Consider the following 23296-nt stretch of genomic DNA (forward strand, 5'->3'; position numbering starts at 1 on the left):
TTATCTAAAAGATGGGGCTTGCACCCGGCACCGGAAATGTTATAGTTAAACTGTGAATTTTTTTAAGAAGAGAGGGAAACCACATGGCCAAATATACGGTTGAATTAAGCGAAGAAGACTTAAACATGATCAAGGATTGTCATTCAAAGAACCCTTCAATCATGAAAGCAATGAACGAAGCTAAGAAGTCAGAAAAGTAAACTTCTAATACGAAAACACCCATCGGGAAATCATTTCTCGGTGGGTGTTTTTGACTCTTTAACTGGTAAGTAACGGTTTCATGTGAAACAACTTGTCAGCTACCCAAAAATCGAGGCTAGACTCGGCACTGTTTTTTGAAACAATGGTTGCAGTTCCCCGAATGAAAGTTGGGGGAATTTTAGCATGAGTTGTCCAAAATTGAGTAAGTTTCGTGCGTACATTTCGGCCAACATCGGCTGGTGAAGGGTCTCGTTTTCTTGTTCTGATAGGACGCGTAAAATCTCACCAGTTAGATATTGGACGACCGTTTCGGTGGTGCGACTCCAAAAAATCAACTGAAGGGTCTGCTTATTTGCGACGAGGGCAGCAACAGCTCGCCGCGGTCCTTCTGTTTTAATGTCCGTGAGTTTTGTGAGTTGCTCGAGAAATTGATAGAGTCGTCGAACGCTCATGACTTCGACGATCTCACCAATGCTGCCGTAATGGCGATAGAAGGTTTGCCGGGCGACGTGAGCTTGACGGCAGAGCTGTGTGACACGGACGGCGTCAAAGGGGGTGCCTGCCTCAAAATTCGCCAGTAATGCGGCGTACAGCTGATCTTGCGTGTGCTGTAGGCGCTGGTCGACGTGACGATCCGAAATGAGCTGATAATTCGTGATTGGCATAACCTCACCTGCTTTCTGTGACAGTTTACCATAGTTTGACACCGAAAACGGGTATTCGACGCTGCTAAAGTTTCATATACTATGGGCAAATAAATGAAAGCGGGTCGTCAACATGAAATTAGTGACATTGGAAGAACATTGGGAGTCACAGCAGGTCAACGAGGCAGCAAAACCCTATTTACCTAGCTGGACGCCGCAACATCACAATCCAGAAGATCACAGTATTGCCGATTTTGCAGCCATGTCGGGTAACACGCAAAGTGCCATCACAGCTGCCGGCGAGGACCGACTAAAATTCATGGATGATAATGGGATTGCGATGCAGATCATGGGTTATGGTGATAACACACCTCAGAATTTAGAGCCAAGTGTTGCGATTCCGCTAGCCAGACAAGCAAACGATGAGCTAACCGATGCAATTGCACAACACCCTGACCGACTTGGCGGCTGGGCAGTCCTACCCGTTGGCGACCCAGAAGCAGCAGCGTCTGAGCTGATGCGGGCGGTTCAAGAAAAAGGGCTGCAAGGTGCCATGATTCACGGTGTGTATAACGGCAAGTTCTTCGATGATCCGTTCTATGAACCGATCTTCGCCATGGCGGAGCAGTTGAACGTGCCGCTGTATTTCCATCCGGCACTGATTCCCGGCAACATCAGCGGACACTATTTTGAAGGTGAGTGGTCAGAACTGGCAGCCTACACGTTTGCGGGTGCTGGCTGGGGCTGGCATGAAGACCTTGGTGTCCAAATGGTTCGGTTGATCATGGATGGCGTCTTTGACCGCATCCTAATTTGCACATCATCACCGGTCACTGGGGTGAAATGGTACCAAACTTTATCGAACGGCTGGATCAAACGGTGGGCCTAGCGGTCAAACTTGATCGGAGTATTTTAGAAACTTACCGGGATAATTTCTTCATCACGCCAAGTGGCATGCTGTATCAATCACAAATGGCCCTGACTAAGACCATTATGGGCGCTGACCACCTGATGTATTCGATTGACTATCCGTATAACCAACGTGTGGGTGCTGCAGCTGCACACTTCTTGGACGAGGCTGACCTCACTGATGATGAACGGCAAAAAATCGGGTATCAAAACGCGGTTGATTTGTTACAGTTGGATGGGAAATTGAAGGGCGAGAAGGGCAATGATTAAAGCCTTGGCTGAAGAGGAAGGGCTTATTGCTGACGATTCCAAAACGTTTAGTCGGTCAAAAGATGCGATGGATTATCTATCAGGAGAGCATCAGGGTTAATTATTAGTAAAAACCTGTTTCAGCAGGGAACCCAACACCAAAAAGACACCCGCCCATTCAGGCAGGTGTTTTTTTAAATACTGGAAATACGAGGTTTCACATGAAACAACAGCATTAAGCTAATGCAAAGATCTGTTCGATATCGATCACAACGACGTCAGCGTGGTCGAGATTACTTCCTTCAAGCGCTTTTTTGGCAAAATCGTCGTCTTCATGTAAGTGCGCTGTTCCGTTCACCCGAAATGCTAAATGATTCTTAGGATCCCAAGCTGCGGCAGCCACGTGGGTATTGGCCTTCACATTGGCATAAGCGTGGTCGAATGTGTATTCAAAGTAGATCAAATGGTTCGCATCCAGCACATGCAGTGATCCCTTAGGACCAGTTGGGGATGACCTGAGGTGTCAGACGTTGATAAGAAGACCATTGAATCGTTGAAAAATTGTTGTTGTTCATCAGTTAAGGTGTTGCCTTCAAGTAATTTTGCCATGTGGTATGGGGTCCTTTCTGTTGTCAAAACGTGTTTATTTGCACGTCTATAGTTGTCATTAGATTAACGTTACATTCAATTTAGCACGAAAAATGGCAACAATCAATTGAATAGTGCACAATTAATTCGAAACATAAGTATTAATCGGCTAAAAGAGAAGCTCGCTTGCGATCACTTCTTGGTGTTGACGCAAAACAATGGCCAGTATTTCGTCAACGGTTTGTTGTTTGCCGCTATGCAGCCAGCCATTTAATATGCCCGTTAAAAAGCCGACACGAGTTGATACAAAGTAGGCGTAATCATCATTTGGATGGTACAGCCCCATTTGCTCGTAACATTCAAGTACGATATGAGCATTTTGAATAAAGACGTTATAGATGATGTCGAGTCGTTCCATTTCAAGCAGCATTTCCCACGCCTTTACGTTTTGGGGGGATAAGATACTCGTCAATACATATCGCAGTAAACTGCTAGTTTCATCGTTTGGTTTAAAGTCGGCGACATAATTGGTGAGGGCATCATGCATGTGTGTATTGCACTGCCAAGTTAAAATATCGATGGTGTCATCAAAATGCCGGTAGAAGGTTGTCCGGCCAACGGTTGATTCACGAGAGAGGTCAGATACCGTAATTTGAGTAAAAGGTTTCGTGTCTAAAAGCGTCATCAGACCGTTATAAAGCAGCTGTGCAGACCGTTGTGCACGAATGTCGTCTTTGATGTGAAACATAAGTCCTCCTTTTGTCATACAAGTCCTAGAACTATTGTGTGGCAATCAAGCATATGGTAAAAATAGCCTATGGAACAAATGAACCATAAGTAACACATGTATCATATCAGGTGAAGTTAATTGCCGTCAATAATAGTAGGTCATGATGATGACAAATAAAGAGATGCATTTAAAAGACACCCACGTTAAAGATTGGGACCGATTACGCGCACAGCATTTGATTGCTCGTAACGCATTAGAACAGGCTGGAAAATTAAATTTTAAGCGATACAGTTCTGCTAAGTGGGCTGACTTTGTGGTCAGTGATCGCGGTGTAATGACAGCAAAAGTTCAGCATGACGACGTGAAGGGTGTTACACCGGAAATGATTCAATGGTTTTTTGAGCATTTAGGGTGTGTGACCACTTGGAATGGCGTTGATTTTTCAGGCCCCGCTGTGTCGATCTATCACCTGTGGCATCATCGCGACCATGTTGCCGTTACACCATTGACAGATGTTAACGGGAAACGGAACCTTGGTTTTCTCGAAGGTGGCAAATCAAAGATTCACGAGCTGACTAACGAAGTGAATGATGTGATCTACTATGAAATGGAAACGGTGGAACTCAACACACATACCTTTACGTTTAACGTGATGAAAAATGGGAAAGCGACCGGACATGTGAAGCACGTTTATGCACCGGCGGATGATGGTTGCACGTTTTACGCGGAAACCGCTGTTGGAACCGAGACTGGCAGTGAAATTTTCAATAAGACCATTGTCCCGAAACTATATTCGAAGGAAGCTGGGATGCAGTGGATTGCTCATAATATTCAGGAAACTGGACGGATGCAAGACATCTTACCGGTTCTCTATGCTCATCAGGACAAGGTTTACTATGATGCAGACCTTATCAAGTTTGACTAGTCATTAAGAAGACACATTGTCTGTGACAACACTATGCCCTTTGATATACTGTAAGAAATCATATCAGTAAATTAGGTGCGTGATTATGATGGAAAATGGACAAAACAAATTTCTAGCGTTTATTGATGCTGCTGTTGAACCGACAAATCAAGACCGGGTACACGACATACTGCAAAAAAGCTTCCAAGCTCAGCAAGCAGGTACTTTTGACTACAAAGCGTTTCTTAACATGAAGGATGACTTATTGGTGTTGGTAAAACCAGATCAAAAGATCAAGGTTGAAGCGGCAATGAATCAGTTCGCTGATCAATTAAAAAAAGGGTAATTAAAAACGACTAGCCGGAATGGTTAGTCGTTTTTGATTGCCGTCAATTAAGGTTTCACGTGAAACACTTCGATCAAAACAGGAGATAATATAACCCGCTCAAGCCAATAAAGCCATATATCAGCGGTCTGATCGTCGTTAAATTCCAGCGCGTTGATAATCGCGCTGCAATCATGGTGCCCACGGTTGCAGCAACCATCCCCACGATGATATAGGGAATGTCGGTGGGACCCAGAATACCGTTTGCCACTCGGATCGTTGCAATATACACAGCATCGATAAGGAAGAATCCTTGAATATTCGCGATATATTCCGGCATTGTTTTGGATAACGACAGAAAGTACAGCGCCATCAGCGGACCGCCAATACCAAACAGACCGTTGAAAAAGCCGGAAATCACCATAAATCCGAATGAGACAATTAATGGATACTTGTGATCGCCAGCATGCTTGGACAAGGTGAAATATAGACAGAGCGCCACTAGCAGCCCACCCAGCATGAGTCGCAGCACATGGGTGTTCAAGATACTGCCTAGATGCACGGACCAGGTTGCCACTGCTGCGTAGATGATGAATGGCCCAATGAGTCGTTTGAAATTGAAATAATGGCGGTAACGGATGGTTTGCACCAAGACACTCGCCAGCATAATAACACCGCCAATACCGGCCGCTTGCTGCATGGGTAGGACGGATAGAAAGAAGATCATCATGATGATGACGGCGCCAAATCCCGTCAGCCTTGGACCAGGCCTGCTAGTAGTGCGGGAATGATAATGACTAGCCAGATCATGTCTCCTGGCCTCCTTTTTTGGAATCGACGCTATTCAGTTTGGCGGAGTTTGATGATCGTGTCAATGGGCTCTCGTGGAAAAAGATCCGGTTTTAGGTCAATGATCTAAGCCGGATCTTCGTCTTTAAGACTTAATTTTTGGCGGTACGCATTTAGGGTATCACCGGTCCATTTTTTAAACGCTCGCGAAAACGAACTGGGTTCCACGTAACCGACAAGATAGGCGATGTCAGTCGTGGTCAACGTTGGATCGTGCAGATAGTTGATGGTGAGCAGCTTTTGTACAGTTTGAACCTGTTGTTTGAAGGTCGTGTTTTCCGCACTGAGATTGCGTTGCAGCGTACGCTGGCTGACGCCAATGGTCTGGGAAACGGTCTCGCCGGTAAAGTCACCGCTTGGGATGGCCTTGAATAGGGCTTTCTTGACCTCATTGGTGAAACGCTGCTGGCTGTTCATGGCTGCCAATTGCCGGTTGAATTCCGGCTCTAAATATTGCCACATCACGTTATTTTGCGTTTGAAATGGTCGCTGGAGGTCGACGAGATCAAAGGCGAGTTGATTGCCTTGTGCAACCTGTTCACCTGAAAGGCCGAACTGAGTTTCGACGATGTTGCCATACGCATATGGACCAGCTAGTAGGGTGGGCGTTAGCGGCTGACCACTGCCCGTTCGCAAGACGCTGAGAATTAGCAGCTGTTCATTCAAAATCGAGAAGCGCGGCAGTTCCTGTTGCGGATAAATAAACGAGATTTCTACCTGAACCTGATTTCCGAGTTCCTGAACGTCAAATTTGATGGGACCTGCGAGCTTTTTATAAGTCGCAAGGCGCTTTAACGCTGCTAGACCATCTGGTGCACACAATGCCGCGAAGAAGGGCGGCATAAAAGCATTGATGCGGTTGACATCGCTTAGAGTAACCAGCTGGTCATCGGTCAAAACGTCAGAGAGGGCGGTTAATAATTGAAAATACTGCTGGTCTGAGACATCCAGTTCTTCGCGCCAGAGTTGGTTGGCGATGCCCGCTTGTTTGAGGATGGTTGGAAAATCGATGTTTGACGTTTGCATGAAGGCTTGGAATTGTTTTGGGACGGCGACTTTCATGAGTGGGGCTCCTTTCTTTGGTGGGTGACTGCTTTTTTTGGCGTGGTTGAGTTGGTTTTGGAATTCTTGGGGGGTTCTGTGGGATTGGCGATGTGGTTCGCTTTGGGGTTGACTAAACGGGTTCTGCAAGGCGAGGGCTACTATGTCAGGCACTTCGACCCAAAAAGTCTTTCTATTAGCCTCGAGACTAAACGTGTTCCGCAAGGCAGAGGGCTCCTGTGTAAGCAACTCTGGTCAAAAAAGTCAGGCCCGGACTTTTCTGACCAGAGTTGCTTACACTCCGCCCTCTAACCGCCTTGCTCCACACTCTCCTACGATGCCCTCATCATCATCCAATCAAACATCCTCGTTGGCAATACCGTGTGCAGGAAGACCAGTGGCTTTGCGCCCATTCCAATTAGGTAGCGGGTTCTTGGGCGGCTGGCATTCACTGCCTTGCTCATTGTGTTGGCGATGATTTTTGGGTTGGACATCAGATTTGAGCCGTACTGCTTGCGCATGCCCGCAGCTGTTTTTTCTGCGTACTGTTCGTAAGCGCCGCCCTTAGCTGATTCAGCGAGGTGGTCAGCCGCAATGAAGCCCCAGTCCGTTTTGATGCCGCCGGGTTCGATGATGCTGACGTCGATACCGAAGTTGCTGACCTCCATCCGCAGGGCGTCACTGAAAGCTTCCAGTGCGTATTTTGTGGCGTGGTACCAAGCGCCAAAGTAGGTGGTCATGCGCCCGCCCATCGATGAGGTGTTGATGATACGGCCGCTGTGTTGTTTGCGCATGTAAGGCAGGACGGCTTGGGTCAACCGGGCAACGCCAAGTAAGTTCACGTCGAGTTGTTTTTGCGCTTCAGTGATTGAAACGTCTTCGACGGCGCCGTATGACCCATAGCCGGCGTTGTTGATCAAAACGTCAATGCGCCCCTGTTCTGAAATGATTTGGGAAACGGCCGTCTGCACGGATGCATCGCTGGTGACGTCAAGTTTCAATGGTTTAACGCCGGCATTGCCCAGTGCTGCGATCTTTTCAACACGGCGGGCAGCTCCATAAACGATGTGGCCCTGTTTTGCGAGTTGTGCTGCTGTCTGATACCCGATACCGCTGCTGGCGCCTGTAATTAAAATAACTGTCATAATGAATGGCCTCCTAATGGCTTTTTGTTTGATTGAATGACATTAGTATAGTCAGAATTGAGCCTAGACTGAATGTTCAAACGCGCCATTCATTTGTCAGTTCACGCCAAAAATGAAACTAGATGACGTCACCAAGGTGGATCGCGATGCGTTCTGCAACGGTTCCCATCTCTTTAGGCGTTGCGGTGGCGCCCTCAGTCAGCCATTGGTTCAGCAGGTTCCAGATCCCACCAGCAGCAAATGCGAAGGCGTAGGTGTCATTTTGAGGGAGCAGGTAGGTCAGCAGACTAGTTTGAATGCCCGTTGTGAGCTGTGTCAGCAGGTGACTCATTAACCCGTTTGCTTGCAGCGCCAACAGAAGTCGCGTTGCGGCACACAGGCGGTAAAGAAGATCGTGACGACCTCTCGAAAATGGTGTGGCCGGGCGGTCTTGGTGGTCGCGATAATGTCGGCCACCTGAGTTTCGATAGCCTTATCAAGTAAGTCATCAATTGATTGGAAATGCCGGTAGAAGGTCCGTCGTGACAGGCCTGACCGGGTTGCAACGGCACTAATCGTAATTTTTGAATAGGGCATTTGTTGCATGAGTTGGAGCAGGGCCTTAGTTAACCATGAAATCGTTTGGTCGACCTGTTGCACGCGTTTAATCGGTTTATCTGTCACAGGTGAACCTCCTTTGTGTCACTTAGTCTTGGAACGCTGGTGTTTCCATACGCCATCAGTATAATGAGTTTTATTAAGTGTTACAAGTGAGACATTAAGCGCGTCGGTAAATAGGTTGGGGTTATCGCGTCACCCTTCGTAAAGGCAGAAAAGGAGTGAGAATAATGAAAATAATAATCAATAATTGGTATCGATTTGGGGCCGTGATCTTGATCATCATGGCTGCCCTATTGGCGGTGATGCGTCCTGATCTGACACAGATCCAGTGGTTGCTGATTGCTAATTTTATGGCGCTGTTGGCGCATCAAGTCGAGGAGTACCAGTTTCCTGGCGGCGCGCCTATGTTTATTAATCGGGTCGTGTATGATGAACGACAGCTAACGGATCGATATCCTGGGAACACCTTGTCCATTTGCCTCGTGAATACCAGTGCGTGGGTTATTTATGTCATCAGTATTGTCTTACCGCATGTCTATTGGTTGGGATTAGGGGTCATGCTATTCAGCCTTTTCCAGATATTAGGCCATTTAGTCGAAATGAATATCAAGTTGAAAATCTGGTATAACCCTGGGTTAGCGACAACAATGGTTTTATTTTTACCCATCGGCTGGCGCTATATCGCAGTAATCGTGGCGAATGATCTGCTGTCTGGTTGGGGGTGGCTCTTTGGCGGGCTGATGCTGATTATCTGTATTCTAGTGACGATTGTGATGCCCGTGCAGGTCTTGAAGAATAAGAAGACACCTTATGTTATCAGCGATTGGCAGATCGCCCGATTTCATCAGATCGTTCGTTTTGCCAGTCTAACACGGAAGGGGTCGTCAAAATGAAATGGATCATTCGCCACTGGTATGAGCTAGCTGTTTTTGTTGCGGGTCTCGTTGCAGTCGTGCTGGCCGTTGGTCAGTGGAACCTGCTGCAAACGACGATTTTGGCAAGTCTGCTGGTGATTCATCTGCACTTCTATGAAGAAATGGGTTTTCCGGGCGGCTTTCCATGGGTGGGGGTCAACGTTGAATTACACATTGATGAACGCGATTCAACAAGATGGACCCTTAACCAGCTGTCGTCACTTTGGGGCAACGAGTGGTTTGCTGTGCTCGTGTATGTGTTGCCACTCTTCATGCCACAGTGGCATTGGTTGAGTTTGGCAGCCGTTATTTTTGCATTTGCAGAGCTGGCAATGCATCTGGTTTATTTCCCGCTGTCACTCAAAATGCTCTATAATCCGGGGTTCTTGACCGCAACTTTTGGATTAACACCAATCACCATTGCCTACCTCGTTCGGGCGCCGATGACTCATCTGTATCATTGGTTGGATTGGGTATTGGCAATCATTTGGATCATTTTCAATTACTGGATGGCCTTTCGCGGACCGGTTTATCAAAAATTTGGCGCGATGAAACAGTATTCATTTACGGTCGAAGAGGTCAATCGGGCAGAACGGTATATGAAGCAGGTTCGGAAAAATGATGCGCGATAAGTATATGACTGAGTAGTCAGTGTTTCATATGAAACAATTTAGTGCCTCAAATGAAGATGGCCTGTTCTATTTTGTTCTGAAATCCCGTTTTCAAAATCAATTTCGTGTTAAACTAAATGCAACGAAATAAATTTTGTAGTGGGAGGCCACAATGAATAATCAAAACGCAATTGAAGCGATTCAGGCTGTTTATGATGACCTGTATGGCCAGGAGAAAAAGGTGGCCGATTACGTCATTGCACATGGTACAGAGGCGGCAAAAATGACCGTTACGGAGCTCGCAGAAGCAAGTGCCGTTAGTGAAGCTACTGTGATGCGATTATCAAAAAAAGCGGGATTTAAAGGGTTTTATCACCTGAAATTGGCGTTGGCACAACAGGCATCGGTGCCGAAAATAACGCCATCGGAGACGAAGATCGACCCTAAGAATATGTCAGCAGCTGTTTCGACACTGTTAGCAGCCAAGGCGGCGGATCTGCAGGCAGTCAGTAGTTCCCTTGATGACGGCCAGGTAGAAACTGCGCTTGCCCGCATCAAACAGGCGGCGACCCTGTACATTTTTGCGGCCGGCAACACGAACAATTTAGCAGCATATGCCGCGTACTTGTTTAACCAACTTGGCGTTAAGACAGTTAACGCGCCATTGCCAGAAATGCAGGTTAATCTTGCCTACCAAATGACTGTTAACGACGCATGTTTATTGATTTCACAATCTGGGAGTACAACGCTCACGACTGATATTGCACAGGTTGCACACGACTACCAGGTTCCTAGTATCGCCATTACGCTAGAGGATAAATCACCATTAACTCAACTGGTGGATACGGTACTGTTAAGTCCGCAATCTCAGCAAGTTACACTGCAAATCGCCGGTGCGACTCAGTTGACGGAGATGGCCGTAGTTGATTTATTGATTATGCTGTTGGCTGCTGATGAGAGTGGGCAATACGCAAATAACGGTGTAACACAGGAAAATCGATTGGCAAAGTACAAGTATTAGGGCATGGCACCAAAAAGATGAGTTGAAGCGTACAATGAGACACAGATAAAACCGGAGAGCTACAGAGCTACCCGTTTTTTTTTGTGTCTCTAAATCATTAGGATAACGATATTCAGAATATAAATTTCGCGTATTTTGTATTTTAAATAAAAAATATTTCGTATATTTTGTTGAAAACCGCTTTTATTGGTGCTATTATCTGTGTGTCAACAAAATAAATTTCGTGAGAGGTCACATGATGAGCAAATATTCGGATCAAGTTATTTCAGAAATTTCAACGGTGATTAATAAGATTCCAGATGACGAATTTACGGAAGCTGCGAAGGCAATTACGTCAGCAAAGAAAATCTTTGTTTTGGGACTTGGACGTGCCGGTTTCTCGATTAAGTCACTCGGCATGCGCTTGATGCATATGGGAATGGAAAGTTACGCATTTGGCGAAACGATTACGCCTGATTTTGAAGCCGGTGACCTCTTGATCGTCGCTTCTGGGTCTGGTGAGACCAAGGAACTGGTTCAAAAAGCACAAAAGGCAAAGGCCCTTGGGGGTAACGTCTTGGCGATGACGACAAATGAAGATTCAACGTTACATGATATTGCGGATCATTCAATTGTCATTCAGGCACCAAGCAAGGTTGTTAGTGATAGTGATTTTCATTCAGAACAACCCATGGCGTCTCTTTATGAACAATGTGTTCTGGTCGCCAGTGATGCACTGGTTTTGGAAATCATGGCTGATGTCAGCACACAAGGCAACGATATGTTCAAACGCCACTCTAATTTGGAATAGGTGACAGGAGGCAGAAACTCGTGACGAACCCAGCAATTCGCGCCATTAAGCAGATCTATAGCACACTCTATGGCCAGGAAGCCAAGGTGGCGGACTATGTGTTGCGACACCCCGATATCGCAGCCAAGATGACGGTCACTGAGTTGGCTGAACGCAGTCATGTGAGTGAGGCCACGGTGATGCGTTTTTCTAAAAAGGCTGGGTTCAAGGGCTTCTACCATCTGAAAATTTCTCTTGCACGTCAAAGTGTGCTGAAACAAACGATAACGGATGACCCTAATTTGAGCACCGTTGTCCGTGACCTCTTTAAGGAAAAGGTTGCGGACCTTGGGTGGACGCAACAGGTAATTGACATTTCGGTGTTACAAGAAACGTTGAATCAGCTAAAAAAGTCGCAAATGGTCTACCTGTTTGCGGCTGGTAATACGAACAATCTTGCTGCCTACGCGTCATATTTATTTAACCAACTCGGCGTTAAGGCAATCAGTACACCACTGCCAGAGGCACAACTTAACCTAGCATATCAAATGCGACCAACTGATTTTTGTTTGCTGCTCTCCGATTCAGGCGGTACCAAACTCATTTTAGATATCGCTGAAATTTGCAATCAAAATCGGATTCCAATGGTTGCACTTACAAGTCAGGATAAGTCGCCGCTGACCCAGTTGGCCCGTCGTGTTCTGTTGGGTGTCCATCGTGCACCGTCAGCTCTTGAAATTGCAGCGTCAACGCGCCTACCGTTGATTGCTATTTTGGATCTTTTGGTCACGTTGTTAGCAGCAGACGACAGCGGACATTATGTTCAGTATGGTTCAGAACGTGAAGGAAATTTAGCTCAGTATAAGTATTAGCACAGGATTCAATTATGGATAGCATCAGTACTCAACTAAAAAAGGAGACATCAGCATGACTAAATTTACTGAAAAGGATACACAGGCAGTTAATGCCATTCGAGCGTTAGCCATTGATATGATTCAACACGCCGGCTCTGGCCACCCGGGGTTGCCCTTAGATGCGTCACCAATGTTGTACGTGCTCTATAAAAATTATTTACGAATTAACCCAAAGGATCCCAACTGGTTCGGTCGTGATCGATTCGTGTTATCAGCTGGCCATGGGTCGTCCATGATGTACGCCTTGTTACACTTGTTGGGGTATGGTATCTCGATGGATGATCTCAAAGCGTTTCGCCAGTTAGGCAGTCAAACACCGGGTCATCCTGAATTGGGTACTCCAGCATCGATGCCGCCACTGGTCCACTGGGCCAAGGGTTTGGAATGTCAGTTGGGATGGCGATGGCTGCTAAGCATCTGGCAACTCAATACAATACTACTGACAATAATCTGCTAGATAATCAAATTTTCACCCTAGTTAGCGATGGTGATCTGATGGAAGGTATCAGCCACGAAGCCGCTAGTTTGGCTGGACATTTAAAACTGAACAACCTCGTTGCGCTTTATGATTCAAACGATGTTACCTTGGATGCTCAAGCTGACAAGAGTTTAACGGATGACGTTGAAAAACGGTTCACTGGCTACGGCTGGAATTATCTTCGTGTCACCAATGGCAATGATCTAGAAGAAATTGATAATGCCATTAAAGCAGCAGTGACGTTGCAAAGTGGCCCAACCATTATTGAAGTGAAAACAACTTTGGGCTATGGGTCACCAAAGGCTGGTCAAACTGTTGTTCACGGCAATCCACTGGGTGACGACGGTGTTAAAGCGACCAAAGACTTCTTTAAATGGCAGTACGGGCCGTTTGAAATTCCAGATGACGTTTACGCAACCTATCAAGAAATTGCAGATAGTAAAGTGCCTGCCCAACAAACGTGGTTGGCTAAGTTGAACAAACTGGAAGAAACCGATAGCTCACGTTTTCAAAGCTTCGAAGATAACATTTCAGACCAAGCCGGATTACCTGACTTCAACCCAGCCGATCTCACATCTGAGCCTGAAGCTACCCGTGGAACAATGCACAAGTTGCTACAAAAAACGGCAGATTGTGAATTGAACTTCTGGGGCGGTTCAGCTGATCTTTCCAGTTCAAATAAGACCTATTTTGAGAACGATGATGGGTTTGAACCTGGACAGTACAGTAACAAGAATATTTTCTTTGGTGTTCGTGAGTTTGCGTCTGCCGCCGCTGTTAATGGGATTACCTTATTTGGTGGCAGCCGAGCATTTACCAGTACCTTCTTCGTCTTTTCAGATTATATGCGTAACGCCATTCGAATGGCCGGTTTGCAAAAATTACCATCGATTTTCTTGTTCAGTCATGATTCCGTGGCGTTAGGTCCAGATGGGCCAACCCACCAACCTATTGAGCAACTAGATAGTATTCGTGCTATTCCAAACGTCATTTTGTTCCGGCCGCGGATGCGTTAGAAACACAGGCAGCGTGGGCTTACACGCTCCGACAGCACGAAAATCCGGTTGTGTTTGCCATGTCTCGGCAGCCACTAAAACAGATCAGTGATCCAAGCGGTAGTGCTTACGACCATGTTGCTCATGGTGGCTACGTCATTTCACCGGCCCAAAAACCAACCGCGGAAGGCCTTTTACTTGCGGCCGGTTCAGAAGTTGAGCTTGCGCTGGCAGCGCAGAAACAATTGCAACAACAGGGGCACGATGTTGCTGTTGTTTCGATGCCGAGTCAGGATCTGTTCAATAAACAGTCCTCAGCATACAAGGAAAGTGTTCTGCCAAGTGCCGTGCGTAATCGTGTTTCTATTGAAATGGGCAGTACCCAATCATGGGGACGCTACGTTGGTCTCGATGGTATTTCAATCGGTATCGATGCCTTTGGCGAGAGCGGAAACGCTAATAAGCTAATGGCACAACGAGGGTTCACAGTTGAAAATGTTGTTAAGCGGTATCTCAATGCGTTTGGCAAATAGCGTGAATCCCAGGTAAGGCATTTTGACACAATTAGAATGACAACTTAAATCCTAACATGATCGTATGGAAGGCCGACCAACGGCCTTCCTTGCTTTAAAACTGATATGTAAGCGTTTTACATTTAATAACTGAAAGAAGTGACAGCACATGCCCTCTAAATTAATTGGCGTTGACGTGGGTGGAACCACCGTCAAATTTGCAATTTTTAACGTTCATGGTGATATTCAAGATCAGTGGAGTTTTCCAACGGATCCGCTTGATAACGGTAATCGTGTCGTACCTGACATTATCAATTCAATCAAGCACCGGGTGCAGTTGTACGATATGAAATTAAGTGATTTTTACGGTGTCGGGCTTGATTTCCCCGGAACTGTTACCGACCATGGTCGTGCCGTGGTTGGTGCCTACCATCTGAATTGGGAGACACCACATGCTGTGAAGCAGCCGCTTGAAGAAGCACTAGGCATTCCAGTTATTTTAGAAAACGACGCCAACGCAGCGGCACTTGGCGAGAATTGGAAGGGTGCCGGCAATAACAGCGCTAATATGTTAATGATCACGCTTGGTACCGGAATCGGTTCAGGTATTATTGCAGGTGGTAAACTACTAACCGGTTATCTAGGTTCCGCAGGCGAAATTGGCCATATTTGTGTCGACCCAAACGGCTTTAAATGTTCATGCGGCAATATGGGTTGTTTGGAGGAGTACGCTTCTGCAACGGGTATTGTCCGGGTGGCACATGCAAAAGCTGAAGAGTATGAAGGTAACTCAAAGTTAAAAGCGATGCTGGACCAGGGGGAAGAAGTGTCTTCCAAGACTGTGGTTGATCTGGCACGCGATAAGGACTATCTGGCTGAACAGTCGCTAACCCAATCATGCACTTATCTGGGGACGGCATTATCATATGTTGGTAACACGTTGAACCCAGAAACCATGATCATTGGCGGTGGCGTTTCAGCAGCGGGACAATTTTTGCTCAATCTCATTGAAAAACCGTTGCGTGAGCATCTTTTTCCAACCATGAAGACGAGTACACAATTAAAATTAGCTGAACTGGGAAACACGGCAGGCTTGATTGGCGCCGCTTCGTTAGTACTCAGCACGATCGATGACTCGGCACTCACAACAACGGAACGCATTGCAAAACAGATGGTCCTTTAGGGAGGAGAACGCATAATGTTAATGTTAATTGCACTTGCCCCCGCACTTTTCTGGGGTGCGACGGTAATTGTCACGACTAAAGCTGGCGGAAAAGCCATTCAAGGCACCTTAGGAATGGCCTATGGGTCAGTCTTACTAGGTCTCGGCACGCTATTTTTCTTTGTCATTCCACATGCCGGGCTGGCCTATGCTTTTAACCCAAGAATTTGGCTGGTCGGCATCTTTTCCGGCCTGTTTTGGGCAGTGGCTCTGTCGGCCAATTTGAAAGTTTTAAAAAAATTGGCGTGTCGATCGGGAACCCGATTTCAACAGCGGGCCAAATCATCACGAACGCACTGATGGCCGCCATTGTTTTAGGGGAATGGACCACGCTAAATATGTGGACTTTCGGAGTGATCTCCATTGCGATGGTGACGGTCGGTGCTATCTTTACCGCTGTCACTGACAAGAAAGACCAGTCTGCAACGAAGATCCCAGCTGACAAGTTTCGACAGGGCATGTACGCCATTATTATCTCAACGGTCGGTTTTATGTTCTACTTTGTTTTCCCAAATCTACTGAATAAGATCGGTTTATCAGTAATGCGGTTCATAGTACACCGAACGGCAGCGGCCTCTATTACATGACGGCAATCATTGCCCCACAGGCGGTTGGTCAGTTGATTGGTGCGTTACTGATCATCACTTTCTTTGTGAAGGAACCCAACCTTATTTTTGATAAATACACGTGGCGCAACGTTGTTACTGGAATCGTGTGGGCCATTGGGAACATCTTTATGTTTATCGCGGCCGGGAATCCACATATTGGTCAGGCGGTTGCGACGACGTTGTCACAATGCGGCGTAATAGTTGGAACGTTTGGCGGCATCTTTATTCTGAGTGAAAAGAAGACGAGTCGTCAGATGGTTTACGTCACGATTGGGTCGATTCTAATTGTGATTGGCAGCATTTTAATCAGCAATTTGAGTTCACTTCATTGGTAGATTGTTTGGCGTTTAGTTAGAGATTACGCTGACTAGACACGACCAATATCTATATCTGACAATACTGTGTTTCATATGAAACATCTAAAACACAATGCCATTTGAAGGCATTGTGGTTTTTACAGGTCTCACGATAATTCTAAATTTGCTTCCAGTCGCTTCAAAAACAACTGCGCGATCGGGGACAGTGGTTGTTCCTTGGACCAAACAACGGTAATGGGTTCAGTTAAGGCCGGTTCTAGTGGGCGAAAGGTCAGCGGCGAGTCCTCACCTGTGTTGACGAGATTCGCAAAGCCCAGCACATAGCTGCTGCCGTTGGCAACCATGAGCGTGGCGTTGAAAATGAGATTATAGGTGCCGACAATTGTGATCTGGTCGGCAACGTTGCGCCACCAGTCTTGAAAAAGGTCACGATGCAAAGCTTGTTCGGAAAGCATTAGCGGTATCCCAACAAGGTCTGCTGGGGCGACAGATTTTTGTTGAGCCAGAGAGGCACTTTCTGGCATGATCACGCCCCATTGGTCCACCTCAGGAAGTTTTAATGCGCCGTATTGTTTAAGTTGACGCTGTCCCATAATGACCCCAAAGTCCAAACGACCGTCTGCAAGCTGGGCTTCGATGGCGGAAGCGTCACCGCTGTGCAGGTGAATCGACACCGCTGGGTAGTCCTGCTGCAGCTGGGCAACAATGTCCATTAACCGCTGCATTCCGCGACTTTCTCCCGCGCCAATATCGAGTGAGCCTGAAATGACAGTTTGATCAGTCTGAAGATTTTGTTGGGTTTTATCGACTAGCGCAATGATTGCGTTGGCACGTTGCAACAAATAACGCCCCTTATCCGTTAGGGTGATTTCCCGAGCGCCACGCGTAAATAGCTGACTGCCAGTTTCTGATTCTAGCTCACTGATCTGCCGCGATAGTGTCGGTTGTGAGAGGTGGAGGCGTTTGGCGGCACCAGAGATCGTTTTAGCCTCTGCCACCGCCACAAAGTAGCGTAACACACGAATTTCCATAACATCACCCCCATAGGTTTTAGACATACTATATCATTTAATATAAGTATTTTACATAGTTATTAATACCCCGTATACTCACTATCATTGAGAAAGCAGGTGGATGAGATGCAAGAAACAAGCCAAATTGATCGACAGCAGCTCACTGAGCTTCAACCGCTGATCGATCAGAATCAGCGGCTGTTGCAACGGTTGAATACCATGCCGCACAATCCGTGTGAAAGCCGTCAGTTGATCAGTGAGATCATCGGTCAGCCCGTTCGCAATAACACTGAAATTCGGCTACCGTTTTACAGCGACTTTGGCCGGCACATTCAAATTGGCGACAGGGTGTTCATTAATGCCAACGTCACAATGGTTGACCTTGGCGGGATTACCATTGATGACGACGCATTGATCGGGCCTGGAGCGTCACTGATCACGGTTAACCACCAGATGGCACCGGAACATCGCCGCGAACTATCCGTCAGCTCGATTCACGTGAAACACAATGCGTGGGTCGGCGCTAATGTGACGGTGTTGCCAGGCGTCACTATTGGTGAGAACGCTGTGGTCGGTGCTGGCGCAATCGTTTCGAAGGACGTACCAGCAAATACTGTTGTGGTGGGCGTGCCCGCTAAAGTAGTCAAGCATATTTGAAAGGAAGTTTTAAAATGAGTATTGAAAATAAAGTTGTCGTCATTACAGGTGCCTCCAGCGGGATCGGCGCTGCAACTGCTAAATTATTGGCAAGCAAGGGCGCTCAAGTCGTTTTGGGGGCTCGCCGTGAAGATCGGTTACAGGCATTAGCTGATGACATCGGCGCGAACGCCCATTACCGTGTGACAGATGTCACTGACCAGCACCAGGTTCATGATCTGATTCAGTCGGCAGTCGATCAATTTGGCCGGGTCGACGTGCTGTATAACAATGCCGGCACGATGCCACAGGGTAATTTAAGTGACCGTGAATATGATAAGTGGCAAATGATGCTGAACGTGAACATCATGGGGGTTCTGAATGGCATTGGTGAAGTGTTGCCCATGATGCAGCAACAACATGATGGCTGATCATCAGCACCGATTCAGTGGCCGGCCATGTCGTTTACCCCGCTTCAGCCGTCTATAACGGCACCAAGTTTGCCGTTCGGGCCATTATGGAAGGCCTTCGTCAAGAAGAAAAGGGGAACGGTATTCGATCGACCATCGTCTCACCAGGCGCTGTCCGGACTGAACTAGTTAACACCATCGGGAATCCTGAAATTACAAAGGGCATTAGTGCGCTGATGGCCGCTGATGACGATCAAAACTTAGCCATCAACCCGGAAGACGTTGCGAACGCAGTGTTGTACGCTATCGACCAGCCAAAACACGTTGCCATTTCAGAGGTAATCGTGCGGCCAGCAGGACAGGAAGTTTAGCGCTTAGCGAGCAATCGTTTTTTAAAATAACTGTCAAGCCGTGTCAGATTAGGGTTTCCTGTGCTGGGTGATAGTCCGTTGCATTCCGCAATTTGGCACTCCGTGTGGTGGCTCGCGATGAAGCTAATTCAGCTGTCGCTGTGCGCCATCTGAATGGATCTCCATCGTCTCGCACATCAGTAACCGACCAAAGAACGGTCGCTAACTGATGTCGACACCACAGCTCCGTGCCAAATTACTCCATTTCACTGACGTTGAACTACCTTTTTACCGCTGGTTAAGTATCACAATGGTATTAAACCGAGTTCGAAGAGAATCCGCCCTCGACTGCTAGTAAGGTCATTGACAGCAATGCTTCTCGCCTTGAGCTGGTCATTAGTAACGTTCAATTGGCAGGTTTCATGGCACCGCTTATGAAGTCTTAACATCTATGATGACTATTATAAGCATTGTAGCGTAGTGGAGGCGTCGGCATTGCAGGCTGTAGTGTCGGTATTAGTTAGCGACCGTTCTTTGGTTGGTTACTAATACGGGAGACGTAGGAGATCCTTGAATTTCTAGTTTATATTGCGGAAACGTGTTCCGCAGGCCAACTCCCTACTGTGTAAAGCAACTTTGCCAGAAATTCAAGAACGGAATTTCCGGCAAAGTCGCCTTACACAGTAGGGAGTTAACCGGCCTGCTCCACACTCTTACCTGCAGCCTGCAGGGCCGAACGGCGCAACGAAGCGAACTTTATGCACAATTTGACTCACTTAACAATGAAAAGACTTTTCATATGACCCGTTCTGAATAAATACTGTACATCCATTTTGCTGAACCAGGCTTATTTTTGCGCCCAAACAAAATACCTCCCTAATTTTAAGGTTGGCACTAACAATAAGCGGTACAATCTTAACAAACGAAACCTTTGTCTGTGATAAAGATTGAAATTAGGAGGGTCTGACATGGTACGAAATGAGGTAGCCGTCGTTCTTGGCGGCGGTGGTGTTACCGGAATTGCTTGGGAAAGTGGGATTATTGCGAATTTGAAGGCCATGGGGATCTACTTATGGCAGGCGGATATGATCTTTGGAACTTCTGCTGGCTCCTTTGTTGGGGCAGCTCTAGCCAGTGGGTATGATATGCAACAGCATTTTGATCATCAAATGGTGGTCAACCCAGATGAAAAAACGGGCGTTGCGTCTAAGGATATTATTCTTGCGTGGCGGGATGCCTTTATTGAAGGTGGGACGGATGCTGAGGCAATCGAGCGTGCCATGGGCAACATCTCTAAAACCCGTCAGCCGCAAATTTCGTTAGCTGAACGCGAGGCGGTTGCGAAGTCACGGTTGGAGACACTTGCGTTTCCAGATCACTTTGGTGCCGTTTCTGTTGACCGAGATACTGGTAAAACCCACGTCCTTACAAAGGAGAGCGGGGTATCTCTTGTTCAGGCAACATGTGCCAGTGGTGCTGTCCCGGGTGTTTGGCCCAGTATTTCGTTTAACGGGATCGACTGGATCGATGGCGGCATGGTTTCTTCTGCTAATCCACTGTTAGCCAAGGATTACCGCAAAGTGCTTGTGATCGCACCGTTGCCAATTGGCTACGGTCAGATGCCCAGCACTCAAGAAGAGGTTGCCGAGCTGTCGAAAACCGCGAAGACGTTCCTGTTTGTTCCGGATGCGCACACCAAAGAGGTTGTTGGTAAGGGAATCTATGATGCTGACCGAGCGCCGCTAGCGGGCAAGCAGGCTGGGATCAGGCCCTGAATGTTAAGGATGAGATTTTAGCATTTTGGCGCGCTTAGACCATGTTTCATATGAAGCACCTTGTAACCAGTCTTATATCTTTAAACAACAGTCAAAGCCGACTCCCAATTTAAGGAGAGTCGGCTTTTTTTGACAATTAAACGTTAAAAAATGACTTTTACGCATAGAATATAGATATTATACAATATAATTTACTATTATGCATATATACGCTTTACATATACATAAAATCTTGTTAGGTTAGACTATAAGTTCAATTCATTAAACGAATAAGAACTAAATCAGAGAAATTATGGGAGAGAATTGAATGTCAGGATTTATGAAAGCCGAGAAGGGGCTGTTTTACGGCCTCGCCGTTATTCTATTGGTCGTTGGGTTAGGCACCGCGCTGCTATTACACTTGCACGTGTGGGCCTACCTCCTGATGCTGGTTGTTTTTGCAGGTATCGTTTGGCTGGAAGGCCACTTTGCACTTAGTGGTGTCATCCCACTTTTCCTGCTCATGAGTTTCGTTGCGCTGGGCATGCTAAGTCTCAACCTTGGCCGCCCGAACCAGCAAATATCGTTTAGCAACGCCCTTAACACACAGGTCGTTCACGCAGATAAATAAAAAAGACGCACACCCTCACAGGTGGCGTCTTTTTTTGAACGCAACACTCAGACCGAGATACACCACGGTGCACCACAGCAAACTCACAAACATGGTCTGATAACTGCTAATATCAACAATCTGTCCCAGCAGGTAAGCGCCCAGACCCATTCCAAGGTCGTAGCAGTTAAGCGGCACCCCAGTGACTGATTCGCGCTTTTCATTACCGGCATCCTTCAGTGTCCACGCCTGCAAGGTCGGGAAAATGGCGCCGTCACCAGCGCCGTAAAATACACCGGCGAGCACAAGTTGCCAAGTGTTGTGCATGGTGATCAAAAACCACAGGCTGAAGATCAGCGCGACAATGCTAGGGATAACCACGAAAAACGCGCCCCGTTGGTCAAACAGATTGCCGATCATTGGCCGCATAAGAACGCCCACAACTGCAGCGGCAAAGAAGAACCACGCCACACCAGAGACGTGCTGCACCTTAGCAAACAGTGTGGTGTAGGCATTTACACCGCCCATGACGAGTCCTAAAAAGAAGATCATGGTGAAGTGCGGGATAAATGCGCGATCAAATCCGGCAAATATTGGCTGTGATCGACGGACAGGGTGGACCTGGTCACGCGGTGTCAGAAACAGCAGGCTGACCATTGCGATACTGAGCACGACCACACAGGCCACGAAGAACGCGTTAAACGAGATCGACTCAGCTAGCGGAATGGCAATCAGTGGCGCCAGTGATGCCGTCAGCATGCTGCTGACCCCGAAGTAGCCCATCCCAGTGCCCATACGATTAAGCGGCAGCTCATCGGCCGCAGCGGTGGCGAAGTAGGTGGTTGCTAATCCATGGCCGAGACCATTGACCACCCGCAGAAAGATAAGGACGCCGAAAACGGTGAAAAACGGGTAGGAAATGGCGGTCATCAGATAGAGACCGGCACCGATGAGTAACAGTGTCTTTTTTGAAAAATAGGTCAACAGTTGCCCTGTAAAGAACCGGACAATTAACCCGGCAAACATCAAGATACCAACGAATAGCCCAATCTGTCCTGCATTGAGCCCAATTTTTTGCCCGTAAAGCGGCAGAACCGGCACCTGCATGTTGTAGGCCATGAAGACCATGGCGTTACCAATGAATAATAGCATGAAATTCTTAGTGAGAAACTTGTGATTTGATGCCAAAATAAAGCCAAATCCTTTCGTCAGGAGACAAAAAACGCCAGACGAGATTACAGATCGTAATCTTATCTGGCGTTTGGTTTGCCGTCCGATTGAATTCTTATCCAGTTCATTGTGAACTGCTCCGATTTACTGTTTTTAAAATAGCGAAAATTGGGTGGTTTGTCAAGATTTGGTGGGTGTTTTGGGTGCGGTACTTTTGGGGTTGCGGTGGGGAAGGGGGATGGGTGGGTTCTTTGCTTGGTTGGATGGTTAGTAGGATTGCTTGTCACCCAGAGGCAGTTTTATATTTTGTTACGAAATACCGTTTAACTGACTTTCTTGGCAACCGTGCCGAAACGCGTTTCACAAAGCAAAGACTTGCACATAGGGCGACTATGATACAAAATCCAAACCCGGGATTTTATATCATAGTCGCCCTATGCTCCAGTCTTTAACCGCTTTGTGAAACGCTCTGTAAAACGTTCTAATCTAACTTCGTAATCGAAGTTCTCGTATGATGTTCTGGTAAGTGCTTCTCGGGATCCGTGTCACGCAGGTAGTTGATCTCCTGCACCGCAATGAGGGCGAGGGACCGCTTGACTGCTTCGTAGCTCAATACTGCAGAGAGTGCAGTGGCGAACTGTTTTTTTGTGTCCGGATCAAATCTTTGGTGCTGGCAGCGTCGTTTAACGCCTTTAAAATCGTAGTAGAAGCGACCGAAGCTGAGTGGTCGTCGAATGTATGATCAGCCATAAGATTCACCTCTTTCTGGAAGTCTGTTCCATATCTTATGGAAATTATAGAGTGTTT

24 protein-coding genes and 4 pseudogenes are annotated in these 23296 nt (G+C 47.0%); 15 read left to right on the forward strand and 13 right to left on the reverse strand.

Translation table 11 applies throughout. The features are described 5' to 3' along the window. Positions 1-299: 299 nt before the first annotated feature. The gene (locus JCM11969_RS09465; protein ID WP_054710780.1) at positions 300-866 is read right to left on the reverse strand and encodes a TetR/AcrR family transcriptional regulator; all 567 of its coding nucleotides are present in this window, start codon (positions 864-866) and stop codon (positions 300-302) included. Positions 867-1194: 328 nt separating this feature from the next. Here JCM11969_RS09465 and JCM11969_RS19000 point away from each other — a divergent pair. Beyond that, positions 1195-2024, forward strand: a pseudogene (locus tag JCM11969_RS19000) (amidohydrolase family protein). A 214-nt stretch (positions 2025-2238) separates the two neighbouring features. Here the strand turns inward: JCM11969_RS19000 and JCM11969_RS09480 are convergent. From JCM11969_RS09480 to JCM11969_RS09485, 3 genes are all read right to left on the reverse strand, one after another. Continuing rightward, positions 2239-2466 carry a hypothetical protein gene (locus JCM11969_RS09480; protein ID WP_263850048.1) on the reverse strand — a complete coding sequence of 76 codons (228 nt, stop codon included), beginning with the start codon at positions 2464-2466 and terminating at the stop codon, positions 2239-2241. Then, on the reverse strand, positions 2463-2612 hold the full coding sequence (locus tag JCM11969_RS19005; RefSeq protein ID WP_225353220.1) for a hypothetical protein: 150 nt from the start codon (positions 2610-2612) through the stop codon (positions 2463-2465). The genes JCM11969_RS09480 and JCM11969_RS19005 overlap by 4 nt, the downstream gene beginning before the upstream one ends. A gap of 148 nt (positions 2613-2760) precedes the next feature. Further along, positions 2761-3339, reverse strand: coding sequence for a TetR/AcrR family transcriptional regulator (locus tag JCM11969_RS09485; RefSeq protein ID WP_054710789.1), 579 nt, complete (start codon positions 3337-3339; stop codon positions 2761-2763). A 142-nt stretch (positions 3340-3481) separates the two neighbouring features. Between JCM11969_RS09485 and JCM11969_RS09490 the strand changes: the two genes are divergently transcribed. Both JCM11969_RS09490 and JCM11969_RS09495 read left to right on the forward strand, forming a co-directional pair. Beyond that, positions 3482-4246, forward strand: coding sequence for a hypothetical protein (locus tag JCM11969_RS09490; RefSeq protein WP_156319327.1), 765 nt, complete (start codon positions 3482-3484; stop codon positions 4244-4246). 85 nt (positions 4247-4331) lie between these two features. Next, a complete protein-coding gene (locus JCM11969_RS09495; protein WP_156319328.1) occupies positions 4332-4571 on the forward strand; it encodes a hypothetical protein in 240 nt (79 codons plus the stop codon). A gap of 73 nt (positions 4572-4644) precedes the next feature. On the opposite strand, the gene JCM11969_RS09500 is transcribed toward JCM11969_RS09495, so the two are convergent. The 5 genes from JCM11969_RS09500 to JCM11969_RS09520 form a co-directional block, all read right to left on the reverse strand. Further along, positions 4645-5280, reverse strand: coding sequence for a sulfite exporter TauE/SafE family protein (locus JCM11969_RS09500; RefSeq protein ID WP_156319329.1), 636 nt, complete (start codon positions 5278-5280; stop codon positions 4645-4647). A gap of 185 nt (positions 5281-5465) precedes the next feature. Beyond that, positions 5466-6461 (reverse strand): AraC family transcriptional regulator, encoded by a 996-nt coding sequence (locus JCM11969_RS09505; RefSeq protein WP_054710795.1) that lies wholly within the window; start codon positions 6459-6461, stop codon positions 5466-5468. Between the two features lie 311 nt (positions 6462-6772). Next, positions 6773-7585, reverse strand: a complete 813-nt coding sequence (locus JCM11969_RS09510; protein WP_054710798.1) for an oxidoreductase — start codon at positions 7583-7585, stop codon at positions 6773-6775. A 118-nt stretch (positions 7586-7703) separates the two neighbouring features. Next, positions 7704-7916: a hypothetical protein gene (locus tag JCM11969_RS09515; RefSeq protein ID WP_054710800.1), complete on the reverse strand. Its 213-nt coding sequence runs from the start codon at positions 7914-7916 to the stop codon at positions 7704-7706. Next, positions 7916-8248: a TetR/AcrR family transcriptional regulator gene (locus JCM11969_RS09520; protein WP_054710802.1), complete on the reverse strand. Its 333-nt coding sequence runs from the start codon at positions 8246-8248 to the stop codon at positions 7916-7918. Before JCM11969_RS09520 ends, JCM11969_RS09515 begins: the two co-directional genes overlap by 1 nt. Before the next feature lie 164 nt (positions 8249-8412). Between JCM11969_RS09520 and JCM11969_RS09525 the strand changes: the two genes are divergently transcribed. The 8 genes and pseudogenes from JCM11969_RS09525 to JCM11969_RS09560 all read left to right on the forward strand — a co-directional run bounded on the left by JCM11969_RS09525 (position 8413) and on the right by JCM11969_RS09560 (position 16564). Further along, positions 8413-9078, forward strand: coding sequence for an HXXEE domain-containing protein (locus JCM11969_RS09525; RefSeq protein WP_054710804.1), 666 nt, complete (start codon positions 8413-8415; stop codon positions 9076-9078). Beyond that, positions 9075-9731 carry an HXXEE domain-containing protein gene (locus JCM11969_RS09530; RefSeq protein ID WP_054710806.1) on the forward strand — a complete coding sequence of 219 codons (657 nt, stop codon included), beginning with the start codon at positions 9075-9077 and terminating at the stop codon, positions 9729-9731. The genes JCM11969_RS09525 and JCM11969_RS09530 overlap by 4 nt, the downstream gene beginning before the upstream one ends. Before the next feature lie 151 nt (positions 9732-9882). Further along, the gene (locus tag JCM11969_RS09535) at positions 9883-10731 is read left to right on the forward strand and encodes a MurR/RpiR family transcriptional regulator (RefSeq protein WP_054710808.1); all 849 of its coding nucleotides are present in this window, start codon (positions 9883-9885) and stop codon (positions 10729-10731) included. Positions 10732-10966: 235 nt separating this feature from the next. Beyond that, complete coding sequence (gene hxlB / locus JCM11969_RS09540; RefSeq protein ID WP_054710810.1) at positions 10967-11521, forward strand: 6-phospho-3-hexuloisomerase; 555 nt, start codon at positions 10967-10969, stop codon at positions 11519-11521. A 20-nt stretch (positions 11522-11541) separates the two neighbouring features. Continuing rightward, a complete protein-coding gene (locus JCM11969_RS09545; RefSeq protein ID WP_054710812.1) occupies positions 11542-12372 on the forward strand; it encodes a MurR/RpiR family transcriptional regulator in 831 nt (276 codons plus the stop codon). Between the two features lie 55 nt (positions 12373-12427). Next, positions 12428-14420 (forward strand): annotated as a pseudogene (tkt, locus tag JCM11969_RS09550) (transketolase). Between the two features lie 148 nt (positions 14421-14568). Continuing rightward, positions 14569-15582 (forward strand): ROK family glucokinase, encoded by a 1014-nt coding sequence (locus tag JCM11969_RS09555; RefSeq protein ID WP_054710814.1) that lies wholly within the window; start codon positions 14569-14571, stop codon positions 15580-15582. A 15-nt stretch (positions 15583-15597) separates the two neighbouring features. Next, positions 15598-16564 (forward strand): annotated as a pseudogene (locus JCM11969_RS09560) (GRP family sugar transporter). A 128-nt stretch (positions 16565-16692) separates the two neighbouring features. Here JCM11969_RS09560 and JCM11969_RS09565 read toward each other — a convergent pair. Continuing rightward, the gene (locus JCM11969_RS09565; RefSeq protein WP_054710816.1) at positions 16693-17577 is read right to left on the reverse strand and encodes a LysR family transcriptional regulator; all 885 of its coding nucleotides are present in this window, start codon (positions 17575-17577) and stop codon (positions 16693-16695) included. Positions 17578-17685: 108 nt separating this feature from the next. On the opposite strand from JCM11969_RS09565, the gene JCM11969_RS09570 reads away from it, so the two are divergent. From JCM11969_RS09570 to JCM11969_RS09585, 4 genes and pseudogenes are all read left to right on the forward strand, one after another. After that, complete coding sequence (locus tag JCM11969_RS09570; RefSeq protein ID WP_054710818.1) at positions 17686-18216, forward strand: DapH/DapD/GlmU-related protein; 531 nt, start codon at positions 17686-17688, stop codon at positions 18214-18216. Between the two features lie 14 nt (positions 18217-18230). After that, positions 18231-18976: pseudogene (locus JCM11969_RS09575) on the forward strand (SDR family oxidoreductase). A 947-nt stretch (positions 18977-19923) separates the two neighbouring features. After that, positions 19924-20730, forward strand: coding sequence for a patatin-like phospholipase family protein (locus JCM11969_RS09580; protein WP_054710820.1), 807 nt, complete (start codon positions 19924-19926; stop codon positions 20728-20730). A gap of 307 nt (positions 20731-21037) precedes the next feature. Continuing rightward, positions 21038-21340, forward strand: a complete 303-nt coding sequence (locus JCM11969_RS09585; protein WP_054710822.1) for a hypothetical protein — start codon at positions 21038-21040, stop codon at positions 21338-21340. Positions 21341-21355: 15 nt separating this feature from the next. Here JCM11969_RS09585 and JCM11969_RS09590 read toward each other — a convergent pair whose 3' ends face one another. The 3 genes from JCM11969_RS09590 to JCM11969_RS17760 all read right to left on the reverse strand — a co-directional run bounded on the left by JCM11969_RS09590 (position 21356) and on the right by JCM11969_RS17760 (position 23239). Next, a complete protein-coding gene (locus JCM11969_RS09590) occupies positions 21356-22507 on the reverse strand; it encodes an MFS transporter (protein WP_054710824.1) in 1152 nt (383 codons plus the stop codon). Between the two features lie 463 nt (positions 22508-22970). Next, the gene (locus JCM11969_RS19885; RefSeq protein ID WP_263850049.1) at positions 22971-23102 is read right to left on the reverse strand and encodes a hypothetical protein; all 132 of its coding nucleotides are present in this window, start codon (positions 23100-23102) and stop codon (positions 22971-22973) included. Continuing rightward, the gene (locus JCM11969_RS17760; RefSeq protein WP_156319331.1) at positions 23099-23239 is read right to left on the reverse strand and encodes a hypothetical protein; all 141 of its coding nucleotides are present in this window, start codon (positions 23237-23239) and stop codon (positions 23099-23101) included. The genes JCM11969_RS19885 and JCM11969_RS17760 overlap by 4 nt, the downstream gene beginning before the upstream one ends. Between the last annotated feature and the right edge of the window lie 57 nt (positions 23240-23296).

The sequence above is a fragment of the Secundilactobacillus paracollinoides DSM 15502 = JCM 11969 genome (assembly GCF_001311135.1).
Classification (GTDB): Bacteria; Bacillota; Bacilli; order Lactobacillales; family Lactobacillaceae; genus Secundilactobacillus; species Secundilactobacillus paracollinoides.